Below are 24,942 nucleotides of genomic sequence, written 5' to 3' on the forward strand. Positions count from 1 at the left end.
TTAAAGAAAAGGTGAGGTGGATTATGTTAAAGCTTGGTAACAAAGAATCATTTAATAAATCGCTATTAGAGAACTCATATAAAAATATTTATGCAAGAGACAAGAATGGAAGAACAGCTCTACATTATGCAGTAGAGGTAAAAACAGTGGAGTTATTAGTCGAAAAAGGAGCGAATGTGAATGCTAAAGATATAGAAGGATATACAGCACTGCACCTAGCGGTAACGGAGAAACGTCTAGAAACCGTGAGAGAATTGATAAAATCAGGAGGGAATGTAAATGCTGAAGAGTATGGCAATAAATGCACTCCATTGCACCTTGCATGTATGGTGGGGAAAGTAGAAATAGTAAAAGAGTTAGTGGAAGCAGGAGCAGAAATAGAGCAAGAAGATAAGTTCGGAATGACAGCAATCGATTATGCGAAAAATAGTAAAGAGATAACCGAGGTATTAAAGAAAGAAACAGACAGAATTGAAAAGCTATTTATGAAGGGCTAAAAATATGGAGAAAGAAATAGAAAAGAAAGTAATGAATTTAGAAAGAAAACCTTTGGATGAGCTGAGAAAAATATGGAAGAAGGTATATGGGGAAGAGGCGCCTAGATACTCAAAGAAATATCTGATACCAAGATTAGCTTATAGAATGCAGGCAAAAGCGTATGGAGAAATGTCAAGAAAGGGGACAAAAAGACTAGAGTATCTGGCAGATCGGATAGAGAAGGGAAAAAGAATAAGTAGCGATAAATTACCAGTAGAAGGTACAGAATTAATACTAGAGAGAGGTGAGGAAACGCATGCGGTAATGGTAACAGATAAGGGTTTAATCTACAGAGAAGAATTTTACACATCATTATCAGCAGTAGCCGGAAAAATAATGGGAATGAGCTACAACGGACCTTTATTATTTGGGATGCGTGATAAAAATGGAAGTTGAAAATGCTAAAAGAAGTAAGATGTGCGATATATACGAGAAAATCAAATGAAGACGGACTAGAACAAAAGTTTAACAGTCTTGATGCCCAGCGAGTAGCATGTGAAAAGTACATAAAGAGCAGAGAAGGCTGGGTAGCATTGGCGAAAAGGTACGATGATGGAGGCTATTCAGGAAAGAACTTAGAAAGACCAGCGATAAAGGAGTTGTTTGAAGATGTAAAGACAGGAGAAGTTGACTGTGTAGTAGTATATACATTAGATAGGCTATCAAGAGAAACAAAAGACAGCATTGAAGTAACGTCATTTTTTAGAAGACATCGAGTAAATTTTGTAGCAGTAACGCAGATATTTGATAATAATACGCCAATGGGAAAGTTTGTACAAACAGTGTTATCAGGAGGAGCACAGCTAGAAAGAGAAATGATAGTGGAGAGAGTAAAAAACAAAATAGCAACATCAAAGGAGCAGGGATTGTGGATGGGTGGAACTTTGCCGCTAGGGTATGATGTGAAAGATAAAGAATTAATAATAAATGAAAAAGAAGCAAAAATAGTAAGGCACATATTTGAAAGATATTTGGAGCTAAAATCAATGGCAGAACTGGCAAGGGAGCTAAATAGTCAAGGTTACAGAACGAAAGCAGATACCTTTAAAAAAGCGACGGTGAGAAGAATAATAACAAATCCAATATATGTAGGAAAGATAAGACATTATGATAAACAATATGACGGAAAGCATGAAGCAATAATAGAGGAAGAAAAATGGCAAAAAGCACAGGAATTGATAAAGAATCAACCATATAGAAAAGCAAAATATGAGGAAGCGCTACTTAGGGGAATAATTAAGTGCAAGAGCTGTGGTATAAATATGACGCTGACGTATGCAAAAAAAGAGAATAAGAGATATCGATATTACGTGTGCAATAACCATTTAAGGGGAAAAGGTTGTGAATCAATAAACAGAACTATAGTAGCAGGAGAGGTGGAAAAAGAAGTAATGAGGAAAACAGAGCAGCTATATGAAAATTGGAAAGACAAGACCGAAGAAAAATGGGAAAATTTAAGTTTTAGAAAGCAGAAAGAAGTAGTGAAAAAGTTAATAAAAGGAGTAATGGTGAGAGAGAATGGAATAGAGGTGAGTTCTGAATCAGAGGAAAAATTTATACCAATAAAGAAGAAAGGAAATAAATGCACGGTAGTAGAACCAGAAGGTAAAACAAACAATGCATTACTGAAAGCAGTGGTAAGAGCCCATCTGTGGAAACGGCAACTAGAAGAGGGAAAATACGAAAGTGTGAAGGAACTGAGTGCCAAAATTAATATAGGTACAAGACGTATACAGCAAGTTTTAAGGTTGAATTATTTAGCACCAAAGATTAAAGAAGATATAGTAAATGGGAGACAGCGAAGGGGTTTAAAGTTAGCTGACTTGAGGGAAATACCGATGCTGTGGAGTGAGCAGGTAGAAAAATTTTATGGATTAGCGATGTAACGTTTATAAAAGTAACAAGGAGAAAAACATCATGAGAACACCGAAGAAAATATGGAGAGGTATTACCAGAAAGTCAAAAAATAGAAAAGATACCACTACTGCAAAAGAAGCTGTCATAGAGGAATCAAGGAACTCTAATATTCCAGAAGAAGTTGAGGTAAAAGAGATCGCTAATGCTGATAAAGCTGCAGAAATTGACACTCAGCTATGTAAAAATATCAATAAAAATAGTGATAATATTAATATATCTCAGCCTACATGTGAAACCAGCGAAAAGACTCAAGATGCTCCAATAGAGACGTCCAATGTACCCAATGACTTTCCTTCAAATGAAATAAAGCCATGTGATGCTGTGGAAGAGAAATCATCAACAAAAACAACGCAGCAAAGACAAGCAATCCTGGCTGGTGTTGTTGGTGCGGTATTATTGGTAAGTTGTGTTGCATCTTATCTACTGATTGAATATTCCAAAGTACACGTTATAGCGGTAATTGGCGGGATTATTGGGTTGGTTTGTATGGGTTTTGCCCTGTATAATGCTATAAAGCCCAATACCCAGCTCGAGAAAGTGGAAGATATTCAGTCTTCTTTAAATCCAGCGTATACTCAAAAACCATAAGTGCCAAGATAACTTCTCTAAAAAATCTCTTAAATTATTAACCTAATATCACTTACCTTAGCCCCACTGTCATTTTTTCTTAATTTGAGCTTATGGAGCCTTTAACATTCTACTCCATTTATTAAGAGTCTAACAAATTAGAGAAGATAACAATAAAAAGTACACCAAATATTATATAGACAAACACCATAACAAAGCCCCATTCTTAGCCCACCGCATTAAAACTATTACTCTTCTCTGGCTTTTTTGATTGTTTACTTCTGCCTTACCATAACCATGCTCAAGTTTTAAAATACCTTCACTTAATACGCTTTCCCCAGCTTATAGAAATATTATGTATAGTAGATAGAAAACCAATGCAAGCATAATTTTTCTAACTTTTGTATTTTTTAAACTTCACTGACATTGATGCTTCTACTTTTAATTAGCTACACCTGCCAGTAACAACATTGTGCCTATTTACCGCCATCAAATGCAAAGAGATGATACTCTACTTAAAAGCATTTGCCCCTTTTTATCAGCTACTTTTCCTTAACTTGACGCGTATGCTTTTTTGAATATTCCAAAAGTAAAGCTACAACCATACTTACTAATAAATCAATTTTGTTATAGAGAGTTCAAAATTTCTTTTAACTCTTTTAAGTAAAAATTAAAAGATTTTACTTTATCTATTACTATTCGCCCATTATCCAATACTATAATCCTTTTGCCATAATTTACAGCATCCTCTAAATTATGAGTTATCATTACTGAAGTGATGTTATGTTCTTCTATTACTTTAGCTGTTATCGCAATAATTTCTTTAGAAGCTTTCGGATCTAAACTTGCTGTATGTTCATCCAGAAATAAAATTTGAGGTGGATGACTAATTGCAAGGGCTAATAAAATAGCTTGTTTCTCTCCTCCAGAAAAATTATTTATCGGTTGATTTAAAAGAGATAAAAATTTTTTAGGGGCATAGGTTTTAGAAATTACTTCTTTACTTGTAAAACGCTCATTCTTTGGGAACCTACTTTCCCATAGAAGAATATTTTCTTCCAGAGTTAATTCAGTAAATAATCTATCTTCAGCTTTTTGGGTTAAAGTAACAACCATAAAAGCCTTTTGGATAGGTAAGATTTTATCAATAGGTAATTGATTTAAAAATACTTCTCCTTTCGTTGGTGCAAGATAGCCGGCTAGTATTTTAGCTAAGGTAGATTTACCGCTTCCATTGGCCCCAAGTAACACTACAAATTCACCTTTGTCAATATTAAGGGTAGTATCATAAATTATTGGTTTATCACGGTTCGTTACTTTAAACTCAATTTCTTTAGCATATAAATAAGATTCCATATTTTTTCTTTATCCATAATTCCTATTGCGTTGCAAGGATATAAATAATATTACCCCTAAAACAAGCTTCAAATTTACAGGATCAATTCCTATATGCAATATGCTGCTAAGGCTTACAAAGTAAAAAAATATTCCGACAAAACATGCAATTACTTGCATAAAAATATGAAAATACTGAGGATTACCTCTAAAAATATGTAATCCGATGACAATAGCTCCAACACTAGTAAGCGCAAGTCCTATTCCCATATTAATATCCGCAAATCCATTTACTTGAGCAGCAAGCGCACCTGTTAGAGCCGCGAATCCATTACTTAATGCAAGACCTATAGTTCGATAAACTTCCGGTCTTTTCCCTAAAATACCCAATAAATTTTTATTATAGCCAAATGCTCGAAGTAATAATCCTAACCTTCCATTTAGTAAAAATACTAGTGATATAATGATAATACAATTGATTATAGTTAGTGGAATCAACCAATTTTCTAAATTAAATAATGATAAGATCGTTGGCGTTCCTAATATTGATATATTATGGCGTCTAAGTATTCGCAGATTAACCGAATATAGCATAAAGCTTGCAAGTATTCCGGCTATTAAACTATCAATACGGTCATTTTTTTGCATAAAACTAACTATGCTTCCAACTATCATACCTGCAAGCATACTAAATATTAATGCTGGAAATAGCCCAAAATCAATGGTACGGGCAAATATACCGGCCCCTAAAACATAAGTACCATCAACAGTTAAATCTGTAATTTTCATAATTTCATAACTTATATACATCCCCAAAATAAGAGGTAGTATTAAAAAGGACTGTTCTAACGCTATAAATAGTATGTCCATTATTTGTTACTCAATTTCTATACGCTGAAATGGTAAAGAAGATATTTCAAGTTTAGTTAGAATCTTTTGTCTAGAAAATGATTTAGAATTAATAAAGAGCATTAAACTATCCATAAGCTTAAAAGGAATATTTTTAGGGAGAATGCCGTTTAAAACATCTTTGGCAATTAATCCACTATTAACTCCAATTTCCTTTTCTCGTACCCCTATTGCTATAGTTGCACCGTCAATTACTGACCCTTCATCTGAAGCAATTATAGGAATTGATCTATTATCCGCTTCTTGTTTTAAGATATTTATGCCACTTGCTAGTAAATGATCCTTTAAGATTAGAAAAGCTTGCGTATTTTTAGGGCTATTTTTTACCGCTAGCGGGAGATCAGTCAAGTTATTTATCATCATTTTATGGAGAACAATATTATTTTTTTCTGCATATAATTTTAATTCTTTTACTGCAGGTGCTACTTTTTCACTACTACTATATAATAATGTTATATCATACAACGATGGTAGTTTATCAACTAACTTTATTATCGATATTTCATCATTAACCCCGGTCACCAAGGGATGATTTTTGTTATTTATTGCTGCAGCTACACAAACGATAGGTTTATTTTTTATATGAGAAATAGTCATTAGAGAGGTAGAAGAACCAATAGGCATGAGTATGTCTTGCTGCTGCATTTGCTTAATTATTGTGAGTAAAACATTAGGATCCCCATGAGCATTTTTAACTGTAATTTTAACACTCTGGTCTTGCAACGATTCTTTAATTCCATTAACAATCTGAGTCATTGCTTCATGTTCAAGAGGTACAATAATACCAATATTTTTATGATTAGCATAAACTGCAACAGTAAAAAACAGGACAGATAGAAACGCTAAAAGATACTTCTTATAATAGAAAGCTTTAAAAATGACGGAAAACAACATCGTGATACCCTATAAAAACTACAATTCAAACAAAGCCTAAAATTGATGTAAAATTATTTACGCCAACGCCATCCTTGATTTAAATTATTAATTTCTACAGATATCATATATATAAATTCTATTATTATATAACTAAGTCTAATATGTTTTAAATATAATGTCAATTATATTTGAAGCAGTGAAAATAGCATTAGAAACATACTGCGAATTAGCGTCGTAAAGGATTTAATTATTTACTTTCCCCAAAAACACAAAAATAGTACGTATATTTACGAGAACGCGTTGCGTAAAAATAGGGTTGTAAAAATAAAAGCTTGAAATTGTTACAACAAAATTAGGCAAACCAGTTCGTCGTAGATTTAGCGAAAGTGATCCAATATAGCTGGTTTTAGCTTACAGTGAAATTACCATATAAAAAAGTTCGTATGGTACACATGGTAGACCAATTGATTCCAAGAAAAACACTTCTCACCGCTCTTAATTTTAAACACTAGAAATGTGTAATTATTTAAGTTATTAATAGTATATATTATTAAATTAGTAAAGATTTATCTAAAATATATAGGAAAGTATGGTAGCTTTATATCTTGAATAGAATAAAAGATTTTTATTGGTATCATTCTTCTTATGAAAAATATTCCTGTCTTCTGCACCTTCTTCTCGGATAAGGTTAGCTCTCAAAATGCTACTTGATTAACAAATTTACTGATATTAGTGTATCTCTTTTTGAATTTGCTTCATAAATTCTTCTCATGAGTAGCTATGTGACAAGATCCCTTAACTTATTTTTTGTCGTTATTACAAAAACAACTGTGCAAGATTAGGTTACAACTGTCTTTATAGTTCTTCCTGCTCTAGCTTATATTTTTTGTGCTTGTTGGATATATAAATAAGTCCTCTTCTAACAAGATATTCAGTAAAAGTATTATGAGTAAACTTCTGTTTATCATCTATAATATCATCCACTACTCCAACATACCCATTTCCTTTCTTCATATCTTCTATCAAAGAATTTATTTCTTGTATTTTACTAGGATATAAACACTTTAAAACCTCTTTTCCAAAAACTAAGTATAAAGCCAAAAATTGACGCTGCTTAAAAAAACTATTAAATGATAATCTATCACTTGGTCTTATATTTCTTTCGTGTATACTGGAATATATGTCAAATCTAGTCTTAATAAACTCTTTATATATATTATTTAGGTCAAAGCAGTCTTGCAGTAGGAATTCACCTTGACTGTTATCATTATAAAATCTTTGGAAATCATCTTGAAAAATTTTAGCTGCTATTTTTAGCTGCAGTGGAGAAGATGTAAATTCCTCTTTCATATTCATTCTACTACTAAAAGCATTAAACAATTTTTGAATGCAGAAATCTAAACGGCTTTCATCTATGTTATTAACTTTTAGATTGACTTGAAAAAACTTTTTTAGAAATTCCTTCTGCTGATTTGCTGTCAAAGAATTCAGCTTATACGAAAATACATCTAGCTCCTTTTCTAGTTTTTTGTATATATTCATTCTAATAGTTATCCATAACTTTTTTACTTGAGTATTCTTTAGAGATTTAAGAAGTGTGATAGCTCCCTTGCAAGCAAAACTAACTCCATCAAAAAACAAAGCAACCTTGTTTGGCTGATCAAAACTCTTCCTGAATAATTCTTTTTCTAAATAAGTATTCAAGTTTATTATCTCTGACAAAAAATCAATTGCCTTTTCTTTGCTACAGCCTTTAAAGTTTTCTGCATTTAATAACTGCCCATATTCGCTTAAATCAATTTTAACTACCCACGTAGAAGCACTGTTAATTTTTTCCTGTTCTGCCAAATGAGTTAATACAGTAGATTTACCCATACCAGAATCAGCAGCTATAATTGCTACCTTATCAGTAATTTCTTCCGCATTAGAAATGCCTTTTTCTACGTTACTAAATGTACGTTCTATATAGCATTTTCTGTCTATCCAGTTTAATTTCGGAACTGTACTACCTATTTCAATTTGACCACTAATTAATCTAGAAAATGTTTCCCCATTAATTATGTCTTTTTTATTAGACAATAAATCACCGAGGAATATTTCCTCACCTTGAAAAATCACTTTTCTTTCTAAAATTTTATTTTGTGAATCTACAGTAAGATCACATAAGCCTTTAATATTATCATTGCTTTCTTGATATCTACTTCCTATGTTGCAATCATTTTTGAATGCATCGGCTAAATGGTTGTTACTCCCAGTAATAAGGATAATCTTTTTATTGATATTATCTCTTATAGTATTCTTTAACTTCATATATAAATCTTGTACATCGTATACTTCCTTATTTTTGCACTTGATTACCAACAAATTCCCAGTATTTTCTGCTTGAAAAGCACTTAATACCTTGTCTTGTAGTCTTAGTATGTTGGCTAGAGATATGAGAATAAAGCTATCTTCACTATCATATAGGCTATACAAAATTTGATTGACTTTAATAGCACTCAATCTGGTTCCCTGTTGAGCTACGAGGTTCAAAACCTGTTTTTTACCCCTACTTAAGAAATTTTTAATTTTTGCTAAGTTACCACTCTTAAAAAAATATTAAATTGTCTTAATTTTCTACTATATCTTAACGTTGGTCCTACCATTTCTATCTTGTGTATTTTTTCTTCTATGAAATCAAAGAATTTCCTACCATTGTCAGTCGAAAGAAATCTTCCTTCTTTTCCCTTTAATCCTTTCTCTTTCATCCAGTCTAGCATCTGTTTCTGAAAATCATGTGAAATGAGATCAGAGTCAATTAACTTAAACTTTTTTCCTATTTCTCTACCAATAATGCTATCCAGTACAATCTCATTAGGTTGATTTACTGCAAATACTAGATGTGCAAGAAACTCTTCTACTTTTTGATCTATACCTTGTCCATTAATTTCTTCTTGTGCTGTGCTACTTTGTGTGAAATATGAAATCAGATCATTATTACTTTCTAATCTATACCTTATGCCACCATCTTGAAAAAAACAATCATAGGTGCTGATTGTTTTTACTAAGATTTCTATTGAATTGCTCTTGAGTTTTCTTGTTTGATCTTGTACTGCATTGCCAAAATCAATGTTAGTACAGATAATAAAATCCTCTAAGATGCCTTCTTTAAAACTTTTGTTCTTTTTAATTTTTAAATAGGAAATAAAATACTTTTCCAAGTTAAATTCACCATTTTTATTTTGCGTCAGTAAATCTCCCACAGTAATTTTTTTATTCTCATCTAATTTATGTTTAGCCTGTAGAAAACGATACCTGATATGGCCTTGATTATCGATATACCGGAATACTAAGTCATCAAATTTTTCTGCATCATCCCATTCTGTTGCTAGACGGAAGTCATAACCTTTGTTTAAACCGCGGTTTAAAAAGAGCATTAATAGTTTTAATTGGTAGACATTACCATGTAGGCTATATTTCAGTCCAGAAGCTGAATAAGTTTCATATATTCCCTCATGCTTATCAACTAGAGTTTCTAGTTTACTATCCTTTACGACATCAATGCTATTGTACTGGTATTTTAATTTTTTATTCTTCTTACAATCAATCATGATAGATTAAGTATCAAAATAACCATCTTTATAATAAGTAGTTAATATTTGTTATTTATAAAATTAAGTAACTACTTAACTTATATAAAGAATAGATATAAAACATGAAACTTTCGTTAAAAATACCAGATCAATACATCCCAAAACAAACTCTTCTCTCACTAGCCGGTTTTGAGTTCTGGAAATGGTTATTTTATTTAAATTTTTAGTAAAATGTATTGCTAGGCCAAAGAGATATATAACTCTTTAGTCAAAAACTTAAATAAAATAGCCTGAAGATAAAATATCAAAATACACATAAGAACTACTTGCATTGCCAATTCTATTTATTAGCATATAACAAAATTTAGGTTTTTATATGAAATAGAGAGGGATTTTATGCAAGATATAAAGACTAACCCACAAGCAACTAGTTCAGATAGGGAAGAAAAATCTTTTCAATTTAAAAATAGAATAAGACGTCAATATAACCCTAATGATATTAATGTTGCCAAGTTGTTTCTTGCGATACGTGAGCATAGAACGGATAATCCTCAGCTAAATAAGATTAGTGAAATTGAAGGGTTACTTACTCAAGTAGAAAATATTAATGATATTGATCTCAATGATGGTGGTAATACACCACTACATGTTGCTGTAAGCAAAAATCATCAAGACATTGTTGAACTTCTTTTGAATGTGTCTGGTATAGACCCAAATATTAAAAATAATCAAGGTAAAACTCCACTAGATATTGCTAAGCAACAAAATAAGGGAGAGATTATTAGGACTCTAGAAGAACATTTAAAAAAATTTTCTGATCAAGTAAAAGGACTTTCTGCACAGGAGGAGGAAGTACATGAAAAGCTAAGAAAGTTTGTTGAAGATTTTGTTTTTATTTATGAACGCTCTTTATCAGAGTACTATAAGAGACTAGAAAATCAAAGAGGAAAGCAAGGTAAATGGGCTGATTTTGTTAATATGATAATATATATAGGAAAAGGTGGAACAGAACAAGGAGAAGCGGAATCAAAAGTAATTCCTCTTATTGGAATTAACATTCTTCGAGCAACAATATCCAGCATTGGTAGTAGTTATAATAGAGCAGAGCTTAAAAAGCTGATAGATCAATTGTATATATTTAAAAAGGATCCAATCAAAGTCAGGGAAGAGTTAGTAAAATCTGGTATTGAAATCTTTCAAAGTTTTGAGAGCCAATTTATACAAGTAACAGCAGAAGGAAGTTGGCGGAGAGCAATGACAAAATTAGCAGAAGATGCTGTGAATAGAGTGGTTGATTACTATAGAAAAAATACTGAAAAAGAGCTTTGTGCTTCCTCAATTACTGAGGGTATTATTTTTGGAGAATCAAAAAGATATAAACAAACCTACACTGGTGTTCCTCATATTAAGCTAGGACATACTTTAGAAAGTAAAAATTCATGGAATACTGCAGAAATATTTGATAAAGCGGGATTAGTAACGATAAAGAGCGATGGTCGTGCTGATAAATACTATAGGAGAATAGATGGAAAGAGTGATACTAGCAAATATGGCTATCGTCTTCTTTTGAAGTGGGAGTTGGAAAATAAAATAAAAAAATTCATGAAAGAATACAGTGAAGAAAATCCTCCCAGAGAAGAGTATAGGTATGTTTTAAAGTCAGATGGGAAAACAAATGAAGAATGGGAAGATGAATTATTGAATGAGATTAATAAGCAAGATCCGAAGTTAGTCGAAGAGAGGTTACTAAGCAAATTCAAAGGAGAAATGGAACAGGAAGCTGAAAAAAACTTCAATGAATTAGAGGATTATATAGGTAAGAATTTTAATGAGTTATCAGGTTACATAGAAAGTAATCAAAATGAGATTAAGGGAGTCTTTGATGAATTAATGAGTCAATATCAGGAAGCCAGTAGGCAACGTCACAAGATAGCAGATTCTATTGTAGAAGGAAGGAAAGAAAGTGAAAAAAGTTTCGAGAAAATAGATAAAAAGCTTGATAAGATATATGATGCAATTGTAGCAAGAGAGCCTATTTGGTTTAATGTGAAAAAGCCAGTAATTTTGTTTGCTGGAAGAAGGGAAGAGTTAATTGACCTACATAATAAGATACAACGTAGTTCAGAAAAAGTAACAGTAATATCACAAATAACCTCAATTAGCGGTTTAGGAGGAATAGGAAAAACTGAGTTAGCTAGACAATATGTTCAAGAATATAGTAAAGATTGTTATGACAACGTTATATGGATCAATGCTGAAAGTGAGATAGCTCTTGTTGAATCATTTACTCGATTAGCGAAGAATAAACTAAGAATTGATATAAAAGATGAGAATGGAAAAGAAAAGGATATAAAAGCTCTCATAGAAGAGGTTTATGAATTTTTCAGTAATAGTAAAAGCTTGTTTATTTTTGATGATGCCGAGAAAAGTAATTATTTGAATAAGTTTTTACCAATTCATGATTCATTACCGGGTGGTAATGGACCTTATATTTTAATTACTTCTCGTAATCGAGAGTGGGAAAGGGGGATAGAAGTTATTAATCTAAACGAATTAAAGTCAGAAGAAGCGATAGAATTTGTAAAAAAGGGCTTTAGTATAGAAGATGAATCTCAAAATGAAAAGATAAAAGCTTTGGTAGAGAAATTACAACACTTTCCTTTAGCTATACAGCAAGCAATATCATATATTGAAGATCAAAGAGTTACTAGAAAATTTGATATAGATGATTACCTAAAGGAATATGAGAAAAAAGCGAAAGATTTGCTTAATTATGAAGGATTTAGAGGAATTGATAATAACTATGCAAAAACAACTTTCACAACTTGGAAGATTACAACCGATAAGATAGCAAGCAATGAAAAGCATGGAAATTTAGCTTTAAGGATTCTTGATGTTATCTCTTATCTTGCACCTGACAATATTAGTAGAGAATTCTTTTTAGATTTGACAGGAAATAATGAAGAGGAATTAAGGTCTGCTGTTCGTTTACTTATAAAATATTCTATGGTTAATGGTGAACAAGAGCAAGGTGTGTTGAGTATTCATAAATTAGTTCAAGAAGTGACAAAAATAGCGTTAGAAGAAGAGGGTAAAAGCGAAGAAGTTATGAAAGAGACTTTCGAGCTACTCAGAGCAAGTTTTCCTTATGGTAGTGATAAATTAGAAGACTATTTAAAAAAACGAGAATTATTACCGCACTTAGAGGCATTTTTATCACGTATAGATAGTTGGTTAAAAAAGAATCCTCAAGATAAAGAAAAAATAGAAAAGGATTATCTTGAGAATTTGTTGATATTGATGAGTAACGGATATCTTAACTTGGGTAATCCTAAGAGGCAAAAGGAGTTGCTAGAAAGGACATTGCCTATTTTAAAGAATCATTACGGAGAAGATCATTTTGAAGTGGCTATAACACTAGTAAATCTAAGCATCAGTTATATAGCTTTAGGTGATTATGAGAGAGCAAAAGAGTTACTAGAAAGGGCACTACCTATTTTAGAAAATTATTATGGAGAAGATCATTTTCAGGTAGCTATAGCTAAAACAAATCAAGGTATCACTTATATAGCTTTAGATGATTATGGAAGAGCAGAAGAGTTGCTAGAAAGAGCTTTGCCTATTTTAGAGAATCATTATGGAGAAAATCATGTTGAAGTAGCTAAAATATTAGTAAATTTAAGTAACATCTATAGATACTTTGATGATTATCAAGGAGCAAAAGAGTTGCTAGAGAGAGCTTTACCTATTTTAGAGAAGCACTATGGGGAAGAGCATTTTGAAATAGGTATGATTCTGGAAAGTTTAGGCACTGATTATATAGCCTTAGGTGATAATCAGGAAGCAAAAGAGGTGCTAGAAAGAGCTTTATCTATTTTAGAGAAATATCATGAAAGAGATCATGTTGAAGTAAGTAAAATATTAGTAAATTTGAGTATCGCCTATAGAGGTTTAGGTGATACTCAGGGAGTAAAAAAGTTGCTAGAAAGGGCTTTACCTATTTTAGAGAAGCATTATGGAGAAAATCATTTCGAAATAGCTATAGCTCTAGCAAATCTTAGTAATGCTTACGAAACTTTAGGTGATTATGAGGAAGCAAAAGATTTGCTAGAAAAGGCTTTACCTGTTTTAGAGAATTACTATGGAGCAGAGCATTTTAAAGTAGGGATAATGCTAGAAGATTTAGGTATGTATTATCTAATGTTAGGTGATTCTGAAGAAGCAAAAGAGGTGCTAGAAAGAGCTTTATCTATTTTAGAGAAATGTTATGGAGCAGAACATTTTGAAGTAGCTAAAACATTAGTAAACCTGAGTATCAGTTATGAAGTTTTAGGTTATTATCAGAAACAAAAGGGGTTGCTAGAAAGAGCTTTACCTATTTTAGAGAAGCATTATGGAGAAAATCATTTTGAAGTAGCTATAGCCTTAGAAGATTTAGCTATTGCCGATGGAGCTTTAGGTAATGTTCAGAGAGCAAAAGAGTTGTTAGAAAGGGTGTCTGTAATATATCAAAGAGGTAAAGTTGAAGAATGTTTGCCAAGTACGAGTTCAGGAAAGAGCAAAAGAGAAGCGAAGATTGGGGAGTGTAAACTGTCTTGGGAAGACGTAGATGAATTCAATACAGAAAAAGATGAGAAAAGAGATTTTAGTAAAATTAAAATAGATAGTAAAAAGTTTATTGACTATATAAAAGATATACCAGAAGAAAAACGTTCTCAGCTAATTGAGCTAGCAGATAAAGTGCAAGTTAAGGGTAGGTTTAGCAATTTGGTCAATAAGCTTACCAGTAATCAGAAGGTCATGAATCATTTAAATAGAGTAAAGAAAATCTCTAGCATAACTATGCATGGAATGATAGCTAAAAATATTTTAGCTGACTTTTTAACCGGAGATTATCAGGGTGTAGCAATTAATGTTGGCTTTATTGCCGGTGGTCAAGGATTTGCTAAAGTTGCTGAAGTTGCATCTCGTAAAGGATTAAATTTGCTCTCAGAAGAAAAGGTATTACTTGGTAGGTCTTTAAGAGTTGCATCACCTTTTCTTGCTCGAGGTACTTCTGCCTTTATTATTTATGATTTAGTAAATCAGGTAAAAGCATTTAAAAATGGTACAGAAGGAGCATTGGTTGGCGTAGTAGGAGATAGCATTTACCTGGGAGTTGACGCTGCAGAGATTGGGATTGAAGTTGCTGAAGGTTTTGAAGTATTAGAAGGAGTTTCATCTATTACTGGACCTATTGGAGCAGGAGTTGGCACTGCAGTATTTATTTACACTGATATTTATATGGCAGTAAAGAGAGTTGATAAAATTGATGAAATTATTCACTTAACTAGAGGAGAAAAATTTATTGAAGGATTGCGTGCATTTATAGGTATGCGACCTGAACAATATGTAGAAAAGTTAATGGAAGAAAAACAACTTTATAACCAATTAGTTAAGCAAGGATTTGAGTATTTAAAGGAGTATAGTGATATTCAAAGCTATGTATTCCCTACTGGTAAATCAGTTGTGAATTCTTGTCGTAAAGTGCTGCACACAACATCACTTGGGATTAGACATTATTATACTGAAGAATGCACAACTAAATTTGAGATAGATTTAGACAGTACAGTACTGCTTGACAGAAAAAGAAATGATATAAAATGGAGCAGAGCAAGGCCGAATAATCCAAGTGGTGGAAAATTGTTTTGTTTACCAAAAGGAGATGATGAGCCTGCTCCAAGTTATGGCTCATATTTATGTAAAAATGCAATTGGTTTATCTGATAACAAGATAGAAGGATATACTCTGATTAATTTAGGAGAAGGTGAAGATTATGCAAAAGGATTTAAGGATAGTTCGAACATATTTGTAGTGAATGATGGGTCTAAAGAATATTATGGAGGAAATAAGAATGATATCTTTGTTTTGCAGGGAGATCTGATAGAAGGGTCTTTGTACGGAGAGGATGGAATTGATACCTTAGATCTGACTGAATTTGCTCAAGAAGCTGTAAGTGTGAATGTGTATTTAAATACAAATATTGGCACTATTATGTACAACAGATATGGTTATTCTGGATTTCAAATTAATTCAGTAGAAAGAGTGCTTGGTAGAAAAGCTAAGGCAGATCATATATTTAGTGCATGTGAAACTAAATTCTTGGATGGTAATGGTGGTAAGGAAGATCAACTTGATTATTTGGAAATAAAAGATAATAACTGTGTCTATGATATACAAGTAATAGTTAGAAATTACACTGAAGTAAATAATCTAGCACTCAAAGGTAACTTTAACTATATTGTACCATTTCAAAAAGGTAGTGCATCTGTTAAATTACTTGCTAATTTCGAAAATAACCATAGGTTTATATTTGACTACTTGCTTGCTGATATTCAGAATATTGATATTAAAGATCACAATAGTATAAAGTTCGATTTTTCCTCAAAAGTTGCAAATAGTAACTTTAGTATATCTATCTCATATAACATAATGAACAATATAATCTATCAATTAAAAGACAGTGCTGAAATAAAAGTAGGTAAGGAAAGAAACTTGTATGCAATACAGAATACTAATAAAACTATTGATGAAATTATAGAAAGTTACCCAGCTATAGCAAATAAACTCAATATGACTATCGCTGTTCAAGATGGTGATGAATCTATACTTGTTGGCTATGGGAAGTGTGAGGTAATTTACAATAATCCAATCTATAACAGTCACTTAATTGGAAATGGTGGTAAAAACATATACGTAATTACTATAGCCTCAGGTGAGCAAAGATATGAACATAATATTTTTTCTATGCCACAAATAAACATCTACAATCCTGATCAAGCAAGTTCTATAGATACGTTAGATTTACGTAACGTGATAAAAATAATACAAGATGATTTGAAAATACATATTAATCTGCCAAGAATTTTTCAAGATGGGAATGATTTGCTAGTTAAGTTAGAAACAGAAGTAAAGCAAAGCTTTTTATTAGAAGTGCCAACAGTAGAAGTGCTGACAATAAGATTAAGAAACGGTTTGGACTGGTATGGAAAGCTTTGTATTATCTCAGATAGTGCGCCTATGAAAATAAGTTCTGAATTAGAATTAAAGCCACTACCTTTGATCTTTGAAAAGGATAAAGAAATTATTGTGGTAACGGGTCAAGATGTGGAGAAAGATGCTGAGCTTATCACGCCTAGAAAAGGAGGAAACAATACGTTTGTTCGTAGTAATGGTCATGATCTAATAATAACTAATGCTTTTGATTCGACTATTACTAAAGATGATTTTTGCAGTATTACACTTAGTAAATTCTATAAAACACCTAAGATGAAAACGTTATCAATAAAATTTACTGATAAAGAGATAGTGTTAAAAGATTATGAGAAAGAAATAAGTACAGCAAGAGACGTTAATGTTGTGAAAAAAGAATATAAGGATCAAGTGTACGATGATGTGTTTACAGAAGTCATGTTATCTGATCAACCTCATAGACATAGGCAGCACATTAGAAACCGTAGAAGTGAGTACACAATGAGTAGTGGTACAAGACGACCATCTTCATGGATAAATGATTTATTTGGTTGGGTAAAAAGCTCTGTGAGTGGGTTATTAGATTCGAGAGCTGCTCTGCCTGAAACTTCAGCAAATTATTCTAATACATCTGGTACTAGCCAATTTAGTAGTGAAGTTTGTATCAGTAACAATTTTGGTTTAGGATTCTTCTTATTACAAAGTTTCCTAGATAAAAAATATCCTCTTCCTAAGTTTTGTTCTGCTACTCATGAAGAAGTGCTGGCTGATACACTTAATATAATGGAAGAATTTAAAAAGACACTTAAAAAAACAGCTAAACAATCTGGTGTATCAGCACCGGAACAGACAAAATCTGTTAAACCAGAAAGAAACGTCCTAATGCACATTGCAGTAATTTTTGGATATAATTTTATGAAGAAGTGCTTCTGCAGTTATAATCGAGTTCGCAATGGTGCAATAAATGCCCGTGGATCAGTATGATTTTGGAAGGGACGGTCAAACCATTGATGGAGCTTCTTAGCTACCTCGTTTAGAAGATTGTATAATATAACCGCCCCAAGCTAAAGCACTTCTTCATTATAAGGTATATATAAGGGATTTTATATGGCAAAAGCAAAAAGTAAATTAGAAGTAGTGAATCCTAATGCAGCAGGGATTGATATTGGTTCATCTGTACATTATGCATGCGTACCAGAAGGGAGAGATAAACAACGCGTTCAAAAATTTGGGTGCTTTACAGTAGATCTTCATAACCTAGCAAAGTGGTTGAAAAAGTGTGAAGTTAGAACGATAGCCATGGAATCAACAGGAGTATATTGGATTCCTTTGTTTCAAATACTTGAATCATATGGATTCGAAGTTAAACTGGTAAATGCACGACATGTAAAAAATGTACCTGGAAGAAAATCAGACGTTCAAGATTGCCAGTGGTTACAGCAATTACATAGCTATGGGTTACTTCAAGGATCATTTAGGCCTGATAACCAAATTTGTGTACTACGTGGTTATAATAGACAACATGACAACCTGATAAAAAGTGCAGCTGTACACACTCAACGTATGCAAAAAGCATTAATTCAAATGAACATTCAATTACACAAGGTTATTAGTGATATTACAGGTGTAACTGGTATGCGAATCATTAAAGCAATAATTGCGGGTGAAAGAAACTCTAATAGATTGGCTGAATTGAGTGATAGACGAATAAAAAATGACAGATCAACCATAGCAAAAGCACTAACAGGTGACTATAGAGAAGAGCATTTGTTTACATTAAAGCAAGAATACGAAGCATATACTTTTTTTCAAGAGCAAATAAAAGAATGTGATAAAAGTATGGAAAACTATTATAAAACACTTGAAACAAGATCAAATGAAAATAAGCAATGCAGTAAAGTAAAGAGGTCTGCAGGAAACAAACCAAACTTTGCTGCACACGAAGAATTGTATCGAATAACTGGCATGGATTTCACCAAAGTTCCAGGGCTTAATACATCAAATATACAGACCATCCTCTCAGAAGTTGGTCTTAATGCTAATAAATGGCCATCAGAAAAACATTTTACTTCTTGGTTGGGATTATGTCCATTTAATAGGATTACAGGAGAAAGAGTGATTAGAAGTGGAACTCGTAAAGTAATTAACCGTGCTGCAAATGCTTTTCGACTTGCTGGTTATTCTATGTTGCACAGTAAAAGTGCATTAGGTGCGTACTGTAGAAGATTGAAAAATCGATTGGGAGCACCAAAAGCAATAACTGCTACAGCAAGAAAATTAGCATGTATTTTTTATCAAATGCTGAAATGTGGACAAGAATATGTAGAAAAAGGAATGGATTATTATGAAAAGTTATATAAGGAAAGAGTAGTAAAGAATCTGGGTAAAAAAGCCAATGAATTTGGTTATATCCTGATAAAAAAAGATGAGCTGATAGGGGAAGTTTCTTAGAAGTGAAAGGTTTTGACTTTTTTAAAGTGTATTCAGATATAGCAGGTCATGTAAGGAACGAAAGATATTCTAAAATACCAAGTACATTATATTCAGCCGCAGAAGAAGCCTATCCGGAAAATGAGAAGTTTTTGAGTATTTTAAAAGGCAATATTGAAAAGATGTTTGATAAGCAGCAGATAGTTAATGGTGGATATCAACCTAATGACATTGCTGATAATAAACCTAGAAGCTATTTTAATAACACAACAGTGGACAAACAGCTACAAACCCCAGTTATGGATTATCCGAGTCAATAAAGCTTAGAAATAGAGGGCTTTTTCGACTGCATGGAATACGAAACTAATGTTGAAAAAATATGTACCAAAAAATTTATGGGGGATCTGTGCCGAAGCTCAAATTTATTTTTCAAACAACCAAAAACTGTCTCAATAATCAACCTTTTTCTCAATAGAATCTTCTCTTTTAAAGAAATTAGTGCGTTTTTCATGCCTTTTTTCACTTTAGTGACGAGTTTTAGACCTCTATCGAAGAGTTTCTCAAAGAGGTACTTCTTCTTTATCTCCGAACAAAAGTCCTGTCAATTTTTTAGTCAAATTTGGTGCAGGTTTTCTGTCGTCAACGCTGCCTTTAGTTAGCGTAATAACTTGAACTTCGCCTATTTCATTGATTACCAGATGCAATTTAAAACCGAACATAGGTAGTCTTTCCTATATTTGCCAACTCTTTGAAAACTTTATTTTTTGCGATCCTTTTTGCGTGGCAAACAGCGGGGAGGATATCAACACACGAAGACACCTCCCCTTCCTTTTTAATAAAAAATATCTATATACCTATTATAATATACGTAAATGTATATTATGCAAAATATAAGCAAGGTTATGCGCTGCTTAAACTTCTCTAATTAGTGACACTCAACTATAAGAGTAGCTTGCATAGTAAAGAAGATACTTAGTATCTTCTTTACTATAGTTGCATTAGATTTAGATCTGATGACAACTCAGATAAATCGTTCAGCCCTTCCTGGAGCTGAGACGTAATAGAATTTAATTGATCACTAAATTTTACATCCTGTTCAAAGCTCCAATCACTTTCCCTACATTTACTCATGCATGCACTACGTAGTTCGTTATTATCCTGATGACTTTTAGGACATGCGCGTATGCAATGGTAATATTGTTTATAAGCTTCTTCTCTAGTATTATATGCAGCAGCACTTTTTGTATTACTTTTCATAATATTCTCCTTAATTAAAAAACTAGTATAATATTAACATGTAACTATAAACTTTATATTAAATATAGTATATCTTCTTTTCAGAATAACATAAAAAATCAAACTACCCATACCCTCTCCTAGCATTTGGTTAACCAGCAATCATTTATCGCTCTGCCGTAAGAAGTGTAGCCACTGCCAAGTATAGCCCTTCCCAGGCTTTGTTGAATAGCGAGTAGAGATGGGAGGCTTTGTTGAATGGCAAGGAATGAGGAGGAGTAATGAAAGGAATTTACGAGGCAAATTTAAAAATAGGCATACCTATATCAGTAAAGCTATTAATCAAATAGCATTTTAAAAGCACCTCTTGAGAGCGATTTACCTCAGATTGATTCTTAAAACTAAATCCAAATGTTTTTTTTGAGCCTCAGGAAAAAACTCTCGATACGTGAACGTATTTCATACCTTGTCTTCTTTTTCCAGTGGGTAAGTTTTCCTTATACTAATGTTGTTGTTTCTTTCTGATAGAGAATCTATATTGCTGCAGATTTTTGCATTTTTTCTTGGCTTTATGATGGGTTTCAAATTGTATTGATTGTACAACTTATATAAATCATCTGTATCATAAGCTCCATCTGCACGCAGAGACTTAATCTTATAGATATCACCCATTTCCTTTAGTATTTTAGATGCTATCATGTGAAAGAAAATTAGTATATCGAATTGCTATTGCCTTTTTGCTGTTTACGTCCAAAGCAACATGTAGCTTTCTTATTTGATCTGTACCATTATATTTCCTTATCTTGGCGTTATCTTTGTTATGTTGAGTACTGTTACTATAAATATGCATTACAGTACTATCTATAGCAATTTCAATATTCTCTATGTCATTTTTATCTGTTCTGTGGTCACATAATTTCAAATTAAGTTTGACGAGAAGCTTGTGAATACTTGGAGATTCTTCACTATACTTTGTAAATATCCTTTTATAAATCCAACTGCTTGCCTTAAGCCTATTCTAAATAGATTAACGACTATATGTACTGCAATAACAACCTTATCGCTATAAATCTCCAGGAATTTTTTCTGAACTTTCGTACCAGTTTTCTATAGCTTCATCGATAAAATGAAAGACATTTCCTCTTTTTTCTAAAAATTGATTATACTCTTTAATGATTACTGACTTTCATCTTCTTTGGCATATACTCTACAAAATGTTCATTTCTTAATAAAGTAACCACTTTCTTTAGGTTTTCTCCCTTTTTTCTCCCATCTCTACTCGCTATGCAACAAAGCCAACTCGGGTTACCTTACTATGTTGTCAGCATCTTTGAGTAAGTAATGTTAATAAAAAATGAGTAAATGATCTATTTAATATTAAAAAGATGTTGAATATGGATAAATTGAGTCAAGATACAAAAAACAAGCTGCATTTTTAGTGGCTTATAACAGTAATAGTATGTATTATTGCTACCTATTACTACATGAAGGCAAAAGCTGCAGATAATTATAAAACGATATTACGCATTGCTTCTCAAAATTGTAACTTAGAAACTATAAAATTCTCAGTAAAAAATTTATTAGATACTGATACACACATGCCTAAGTTAACTGCGTTACATTACGCTGCAGAAGGGGATGTTTAGAGATAGTTAGGTTTTTAATAGATGAGGGAGTTAACGTAAACATTATTAACAAGTATGTAAGCACAGCACTACATAATGCTGCATATTATGGTGATTTAAGGATTATCAAATTTTTGCTAGAAAAAGGCGCTAATCCTAACATTATAAACGATGATGGAAAAAAACCTAGAAATGTAGCTGTGTTAAGGTCAAGGCATAACAAAGATAAGCCCTATGATCAAATATTCAACCACTATGGATTGAAATCCATAGTGGTTGAATGCTGAATGACTTTAAGTTTAAAATTGAGAAAGTAGTTGTTATATATATCAACAAGTATGAGTTAAATTTGTATTATGGACTTGAATAAATTTACCGAAAAAGCAAAAAGCCTAATCCAGAGCGCTCAAATGAAAGCATTGGGAGCTGGGCATCAGATTTTTATGCCTGAACATTTACTTAAAGTAATGCTTGAAGATGAGTCAGGTTTAGTTCAGGATTTGATAGGCACTTGTGGTGGAAATATTCAGAATATTTCTGATGCTGTGAGTAGTACAATTAAAAAGTTTCCAGTGGTTGGAGGACCAGGTAGTGGTGGACTTCAGCTTTCAAGAGAGGTAGCAAAAGTTTTTGATGATTCAATTGGTATTGCGAGGAGAAATAAAGACACATTTGTTACTGTTGAGCGGTTGTTGCAGGGCCTTGCTGCACAAAAAGATGAAATTGTAGGTAAAATTTTAGCAGAAGGTGGTGTAACACCGCAAAAATTAAATTCAGTTATTGCAGAAATGAGAAAAGGTGGCAGTGCAGACTCTCCAAATAGCGAGGAAAAATTAAATGCGGCAAAGAGGTATACAAAAGATATTACAGAGCTTGCTATGCAAGGTAAGCTTGATCCTGTAATTGGTCGTGATGAGGAAATCAGAAGAACTATGCAGGTATCGTTGAGGCGAACAAAAAATAATCCAGTACTGATAGGTGAACCTGGTGTTGGAAAAACTGCAATAGTTGAAGGTTTAGCAAACAGAATTGTTGCAAATGATGTACCACTTGGTTTGCGTGATGCAAAAGTTTTAGCTTTGGATCTTGGTGCATTAATTGCTGGAACAAAATTTAGAGGGGAGTTTGAAGAGAGACTAAAAGCAGTGATTAATGAGATTTCAAAAGCAGAGGGAAAAGTTATTTTGTTTATAGATGAGCTTCATACTTTAGTGGGAGCAGGAGCGACAAGTGGTGCGATGGATGCTTCAAATTTGCTCAAGCCTGCTCTTGCGCGTGGAGAAATTCGCTGTATAGGGGCTACAACTTTGGATGAGTATCGTCAACATATAGAGAAAGATCCTGCGCTTGCAAGGCGTTTTCAGCCTGTGTTTATTTCTCAACCGACTGAGACTGATACTATTTCAATACTGAGGGGTTTGAAGGAGAGGTATGAGGTGCACCATGGTATTAGAATCACAGATGGTGCAATAATCGCTGCTGCAACGCTTTCTAATAGATATATAACAGATAGGTTTTTACCTGATAAAGCGATCGATTTAATTGATGAAGCAGCAAGTAGGGTTAGAATTGAAATGGACAGCAAGCCTGAGGTTGTTGATGAGCTTGAAAGAAAGATTATACAGCTGAAAATTGAGTCAGAGGCTTTGAAAAAAGAAAGTGATGAGAACTCTAAGCAACGTTTAAAAAAGATAAATGAGGAAATTGAGAGTCTAAACAGTAAATTTGCTGACTTAAGCAGTAAATGGCAGATGGAAAAGAATAAAATAGCTAAAATACAAGAAACTGCTGAAAAATTGGATAACGCGAGGAAAGAGCTAGAATTGGCTCAGCGCAATGGAAATTTAGGAAGGGCAGGGGAGTTGATGTATGGTGTGATTCCTCAACTTGAAAATGAGTTAAAAAATCAGGAAAAAGTTACTGATAGTTTCCTAAAGAAAGAAGTTACTGAGAGTGATATTGCAAATATTGTTTCAAAATGGACAGGCATTCCAGTTGATAACATGATGCATAGTGAAAAGGAAAAGCTCCTTAACATGGAAAATGAAATAGGAAAAAGAGTAATAGGGCAGAGAGATGCAATTGAAGCGATAAGTAATGCAGTAAGGCGCTCCCGTTCTGGTGTTCAGGATACTAATCGACCTTTTGGTTCATTTTTATTCTTAGGTCCAACCGGAGTTGGAAAAACAGAGTTAGCAAAATCTCTTGCCGAATTTTTGTTTGATGATCAATCAGCACTTCTACGCTTTGATATGTCAGAGTATATGGAAAAACACTCCGTTTCAAAGTTAATTGGTGCGCCTCCAGGATATGTTGGTTATGAACAAGGTGGCAGATTAACCGAAGCAGTAAGAAGAAGACCATATCAGGTAATTTTGTTTGATGAGATAGAAAAGGCAAATCCAGATATATTTAATATATTACTGCAGATTTTGGATGAAGGTAGACTCACCGATAGCCATGGCAAATTAATTGATTTTCGCAATACCATACTGATTTTAACTTCTAACCTTGGCGCTGAGATAATGCTAAGAGGAACTACCGAATCTGTGAAAGATGAGGTGATGAAAATAGTTAAGTCAGCGTTTCGTCCAGAATTTTTAAATAGACTGGATGAAATTATTATATTCCACAGCTTAACCAAAGATGACATTGATAAAATTATAGATGTTCAATTCTCTTATTTACAAAAGATGCTTGCTAAGCGTAAACTGAGTATTAGTTTATCGCAAGAAGCTAAAGAACTAATAGCACAAACTGGATATGACCCTGAATATGGAGCGCGGCCTCTGAAAAGGGTAATACAAGAATGCATTCAAAATAATCTAGCTAAGTTAGTTTTATCGGGGGAAATAGTAGAAGGAGATGAACTAATGGTGTATACTTCTGGTAACGAAATCTTAGTTAAAAAGATCTAGATTCGCTGT

14 protein-coding genes and 3 pseudogenes are annotated in these 24,942 nt (G+C 32.8%); 9 read left to right on the forward strand and 8 right to left on the reverse strand.

From position 1 onward, the window contains the following. The first annotated feature begins 23 nt into the window (after positions 1 to 23). Genes OM967_RS02705 through OM967_RS02720 form a run of 4 tightly spaced genes read left to right on the forward strand, consistent with a single transcriptional unit; the run spans position 24 to position 3,042 of the window. Positions 24 to 497: an ankyrin repeat domain-containing protein gene (locus tag OM967_RS02705; protein WP_264337575.1), complete on the forward strand. Its 474-nt coding sequence runs from the start codon at positions 24 to 26 to the stop codon at positions 495 to 497. Between the two features lie 4 nt (positions 498 to 501). Further along, positions 502 to 933 (forward strand): DUF2924 domain-containing protein, encoded by a 432-nt coding sequence (locus tag OM967_RS02710; RefSeq protein ID WP_264337576.1) that lies wholly within the window; start codon positions 502 to 504, stop codon positions 931 to 933. A 2-nt stretch (positions 934 to 935) separates the two neighbouring features. Further along, entirely contained in the window at positions 936 to 2,423 is a 1,488-nt protein-coding gene (locus OM967_RS02715; RefSeq protein WP_264337577.1) for a recombinase family protein, read from the forward strand. Between the two features lie 31 nt (positions 2,424 to 2,454). Then, on the forward strand, positions 2,455 to 3,042 hold the full coding sequence (locus OM967_RS02720) for a hypothetical protein (protein WP_264337578.1): 588 nt from the start codon (positions 2,455 to 2,457) through the stop codon (positions 3,040 to 3,042). Between the two features lie 606 nt (positions 3,043 to 3,648). Here OM967_RS02720 and OM967_RS02725 read toward each other — a convergent pair. From OM967_RS02725 to OM967_RS02745, 5 genes are all read right to left on the reverse strand, one after another. Continuing rightward, entirely contained in the window at positions 3,649 to 4,377 is a 729-nt protein-coding gene (locus tag OM967_RS02725; protein ID WP_208571703.1) for an ATP-binding cassette domain-containing protein, read from the reverse strand. Positions 4,378 to 4,386: 9 nt separating this feature from the next. Then, entirely contained in the window at positions 4,387 to 5,226 is an 840-nt protein-coding gene (locus tag OM967_RS02730; protein WP_208571534.1) for an ABC transporter permease, read from the reverse strand. Between the two features lie 6 nt (positions 5,227 to 5,232). After that, positions 5,233 to 6,159: an ABC transporter substrate binding protein gene (locus OM967_RS02735; RefSeq protein WP_208571533.1), complete on the reverse strand. Its 927-nt coding sequence runs from the start codon at positions 6,157 to 6,159 to the stop codon at positions 5,233 to 5,235. A gap of 837 nt (positions 6,160 to 6,996) precedes the next feature. Next, the gene (locus tag OM967_RS02740) at positions 6,997 to 8,673 is read right to left on the reverse strand and encodes an NACHT domain-containing protein (RefSeq protein ID WP_264337579.1); all 1,677 of its coding nucleotides are present in this window, start codon (positions 8,671 to 8,673) and stop codon (positions 6,997 to 6,999) included. Positions 8,674 to 8,714: 41 nt separating this feature from the next. After that, complete coding sequence (locus tag OM967_RS02745) at positions 8,715 to 9,731, reverse strand: hypothetical protein (RefSeq protein WP_264337580.1); 1,017 nt, start codon at positions 9,729 to 9,731, stop codon at positions 8,715 to 8,717. 378 nt (positions 9,732 to 10,109) lie between these two features. Here OM967_RS02745 and OM967_RS02750 point away from each other — a divergent pair, with 378 nt between their 5' ends. The 3 genes from OM967_RS02750 to OM967_RS02760 all read left to right on the forward strand — a co-directional run bounded on the left by OM967_RS02750 (position 10,110) and on the right by OM967_RS02760 (position 19,474). Then, a complete protein-coding gene (locus tag OM967_RS02750) occupies positions 10,110 to 17,708 on the forward strand; it encodes a tetratricopeptide repeat protein (protein ID WP_264337581.1) in 7,599 nt (2,532 codons plus the stop codon). Positions 17,709 to 17,831: 123 nt separating this feature from the next. Beyond that, the gene (locus OM967_RS02755; protein WP_262986668.1) at positions 17,832 to 19,175 is read left to right on the forward strand and encodes an IS110 family RNA-guided transposase; all 1,344 of its coding nucleotides are present in this window, start codon (positions 17,832 to 17,834) and stop codon (positions 19,173 to 19,175) included. A gap of 2 nt (positions 19,176 to 19,177) precedes the next feature. Further along, the gene (locus OM967_RS02760; protein ID WP_234301808.1) at positions 19,178 to 19,474 is read left to right on the forward strand and encodes a hypothetical protein; all 297 of its coding nucleotides are present in this window, start codon (positions 19,178 to 19,180) and stop codon (positions 19,472 to 19,474) included. On the opposite strand, the pseudogene OM967_RS02765 reads toward OM967_RS02760, so the two are convergent. The 3 genes and pseudogenes from OM967_RS02765 to OM967_RS08220 form a co-directional block, all read right to left on the reverse strand. Then, a pseudogene (locus OM967_RS02765) lies at positions 19,468 to 19,946 on the reverse strand (IS982 family transposase); the annotation flags it as partial. The gene OM967_RS02760 and the pseudogene OM967_RS02765 overlap by 7 nt on opposite strands. A 195-nt stretch (positions 19,947 to 20,141) precedes the next feature. Beyond that, complete coding sequence (locus OM967_RS02770; RefSeq protein ID WP_211908070.1) at positions 20,142 to 20,411, reverse strand: hypothetical protein; 270 nt, start codon at positions 20,409 to 20,411, stop codon at positions 20,142 to 20,144. 271 nt (positions 20,412 to 20,682) lie between these two features. Continuing rightward, positions 20,683 to 21,592, reverse strand: a pseudogene (locus OM967_RS08220) (IS5 family transposase). Positions 21,593 to 21,835: 243 nt separating this feature from the next. On the opposite strand from OM967_RS08220, the pseudogene OM967_RS02785 reads away from it, so the two are divergent. Continuing rightward, positions 21,836 to 22,302: pseudogene (locus tag OM967_RS02785) on the forward strand (ankyrin repeat domain-containing protein). Positions 22,303 to 22,371: 69 nt separating this feature from the next. Then, positions 22,372 to 24,933: an ATP-dependent chaperone ClpB gene (clpB, locus tag OM967_RS02790; protein ID WP_250119972.1), complete on the forward strand. Its 2,562-nt coding sequence runs from the start codon at positions 22,372 to 22,374 to the stop codon at positions 24,931 to 24,933. Positions 24,934 to 24,942: the final 9 nt, after the last annotated feature.

It is taken from the genome of Wolbachia endosymbiont (group B) of Dolichovespula media, from assembly GCF_947179505.1.
Classification (GTDB): domain Bacteria; phylum Pseudomonadota; class Alphaproteobacteria; order Rickettsiales; family Anaplasmataceae; genus Wolbachia.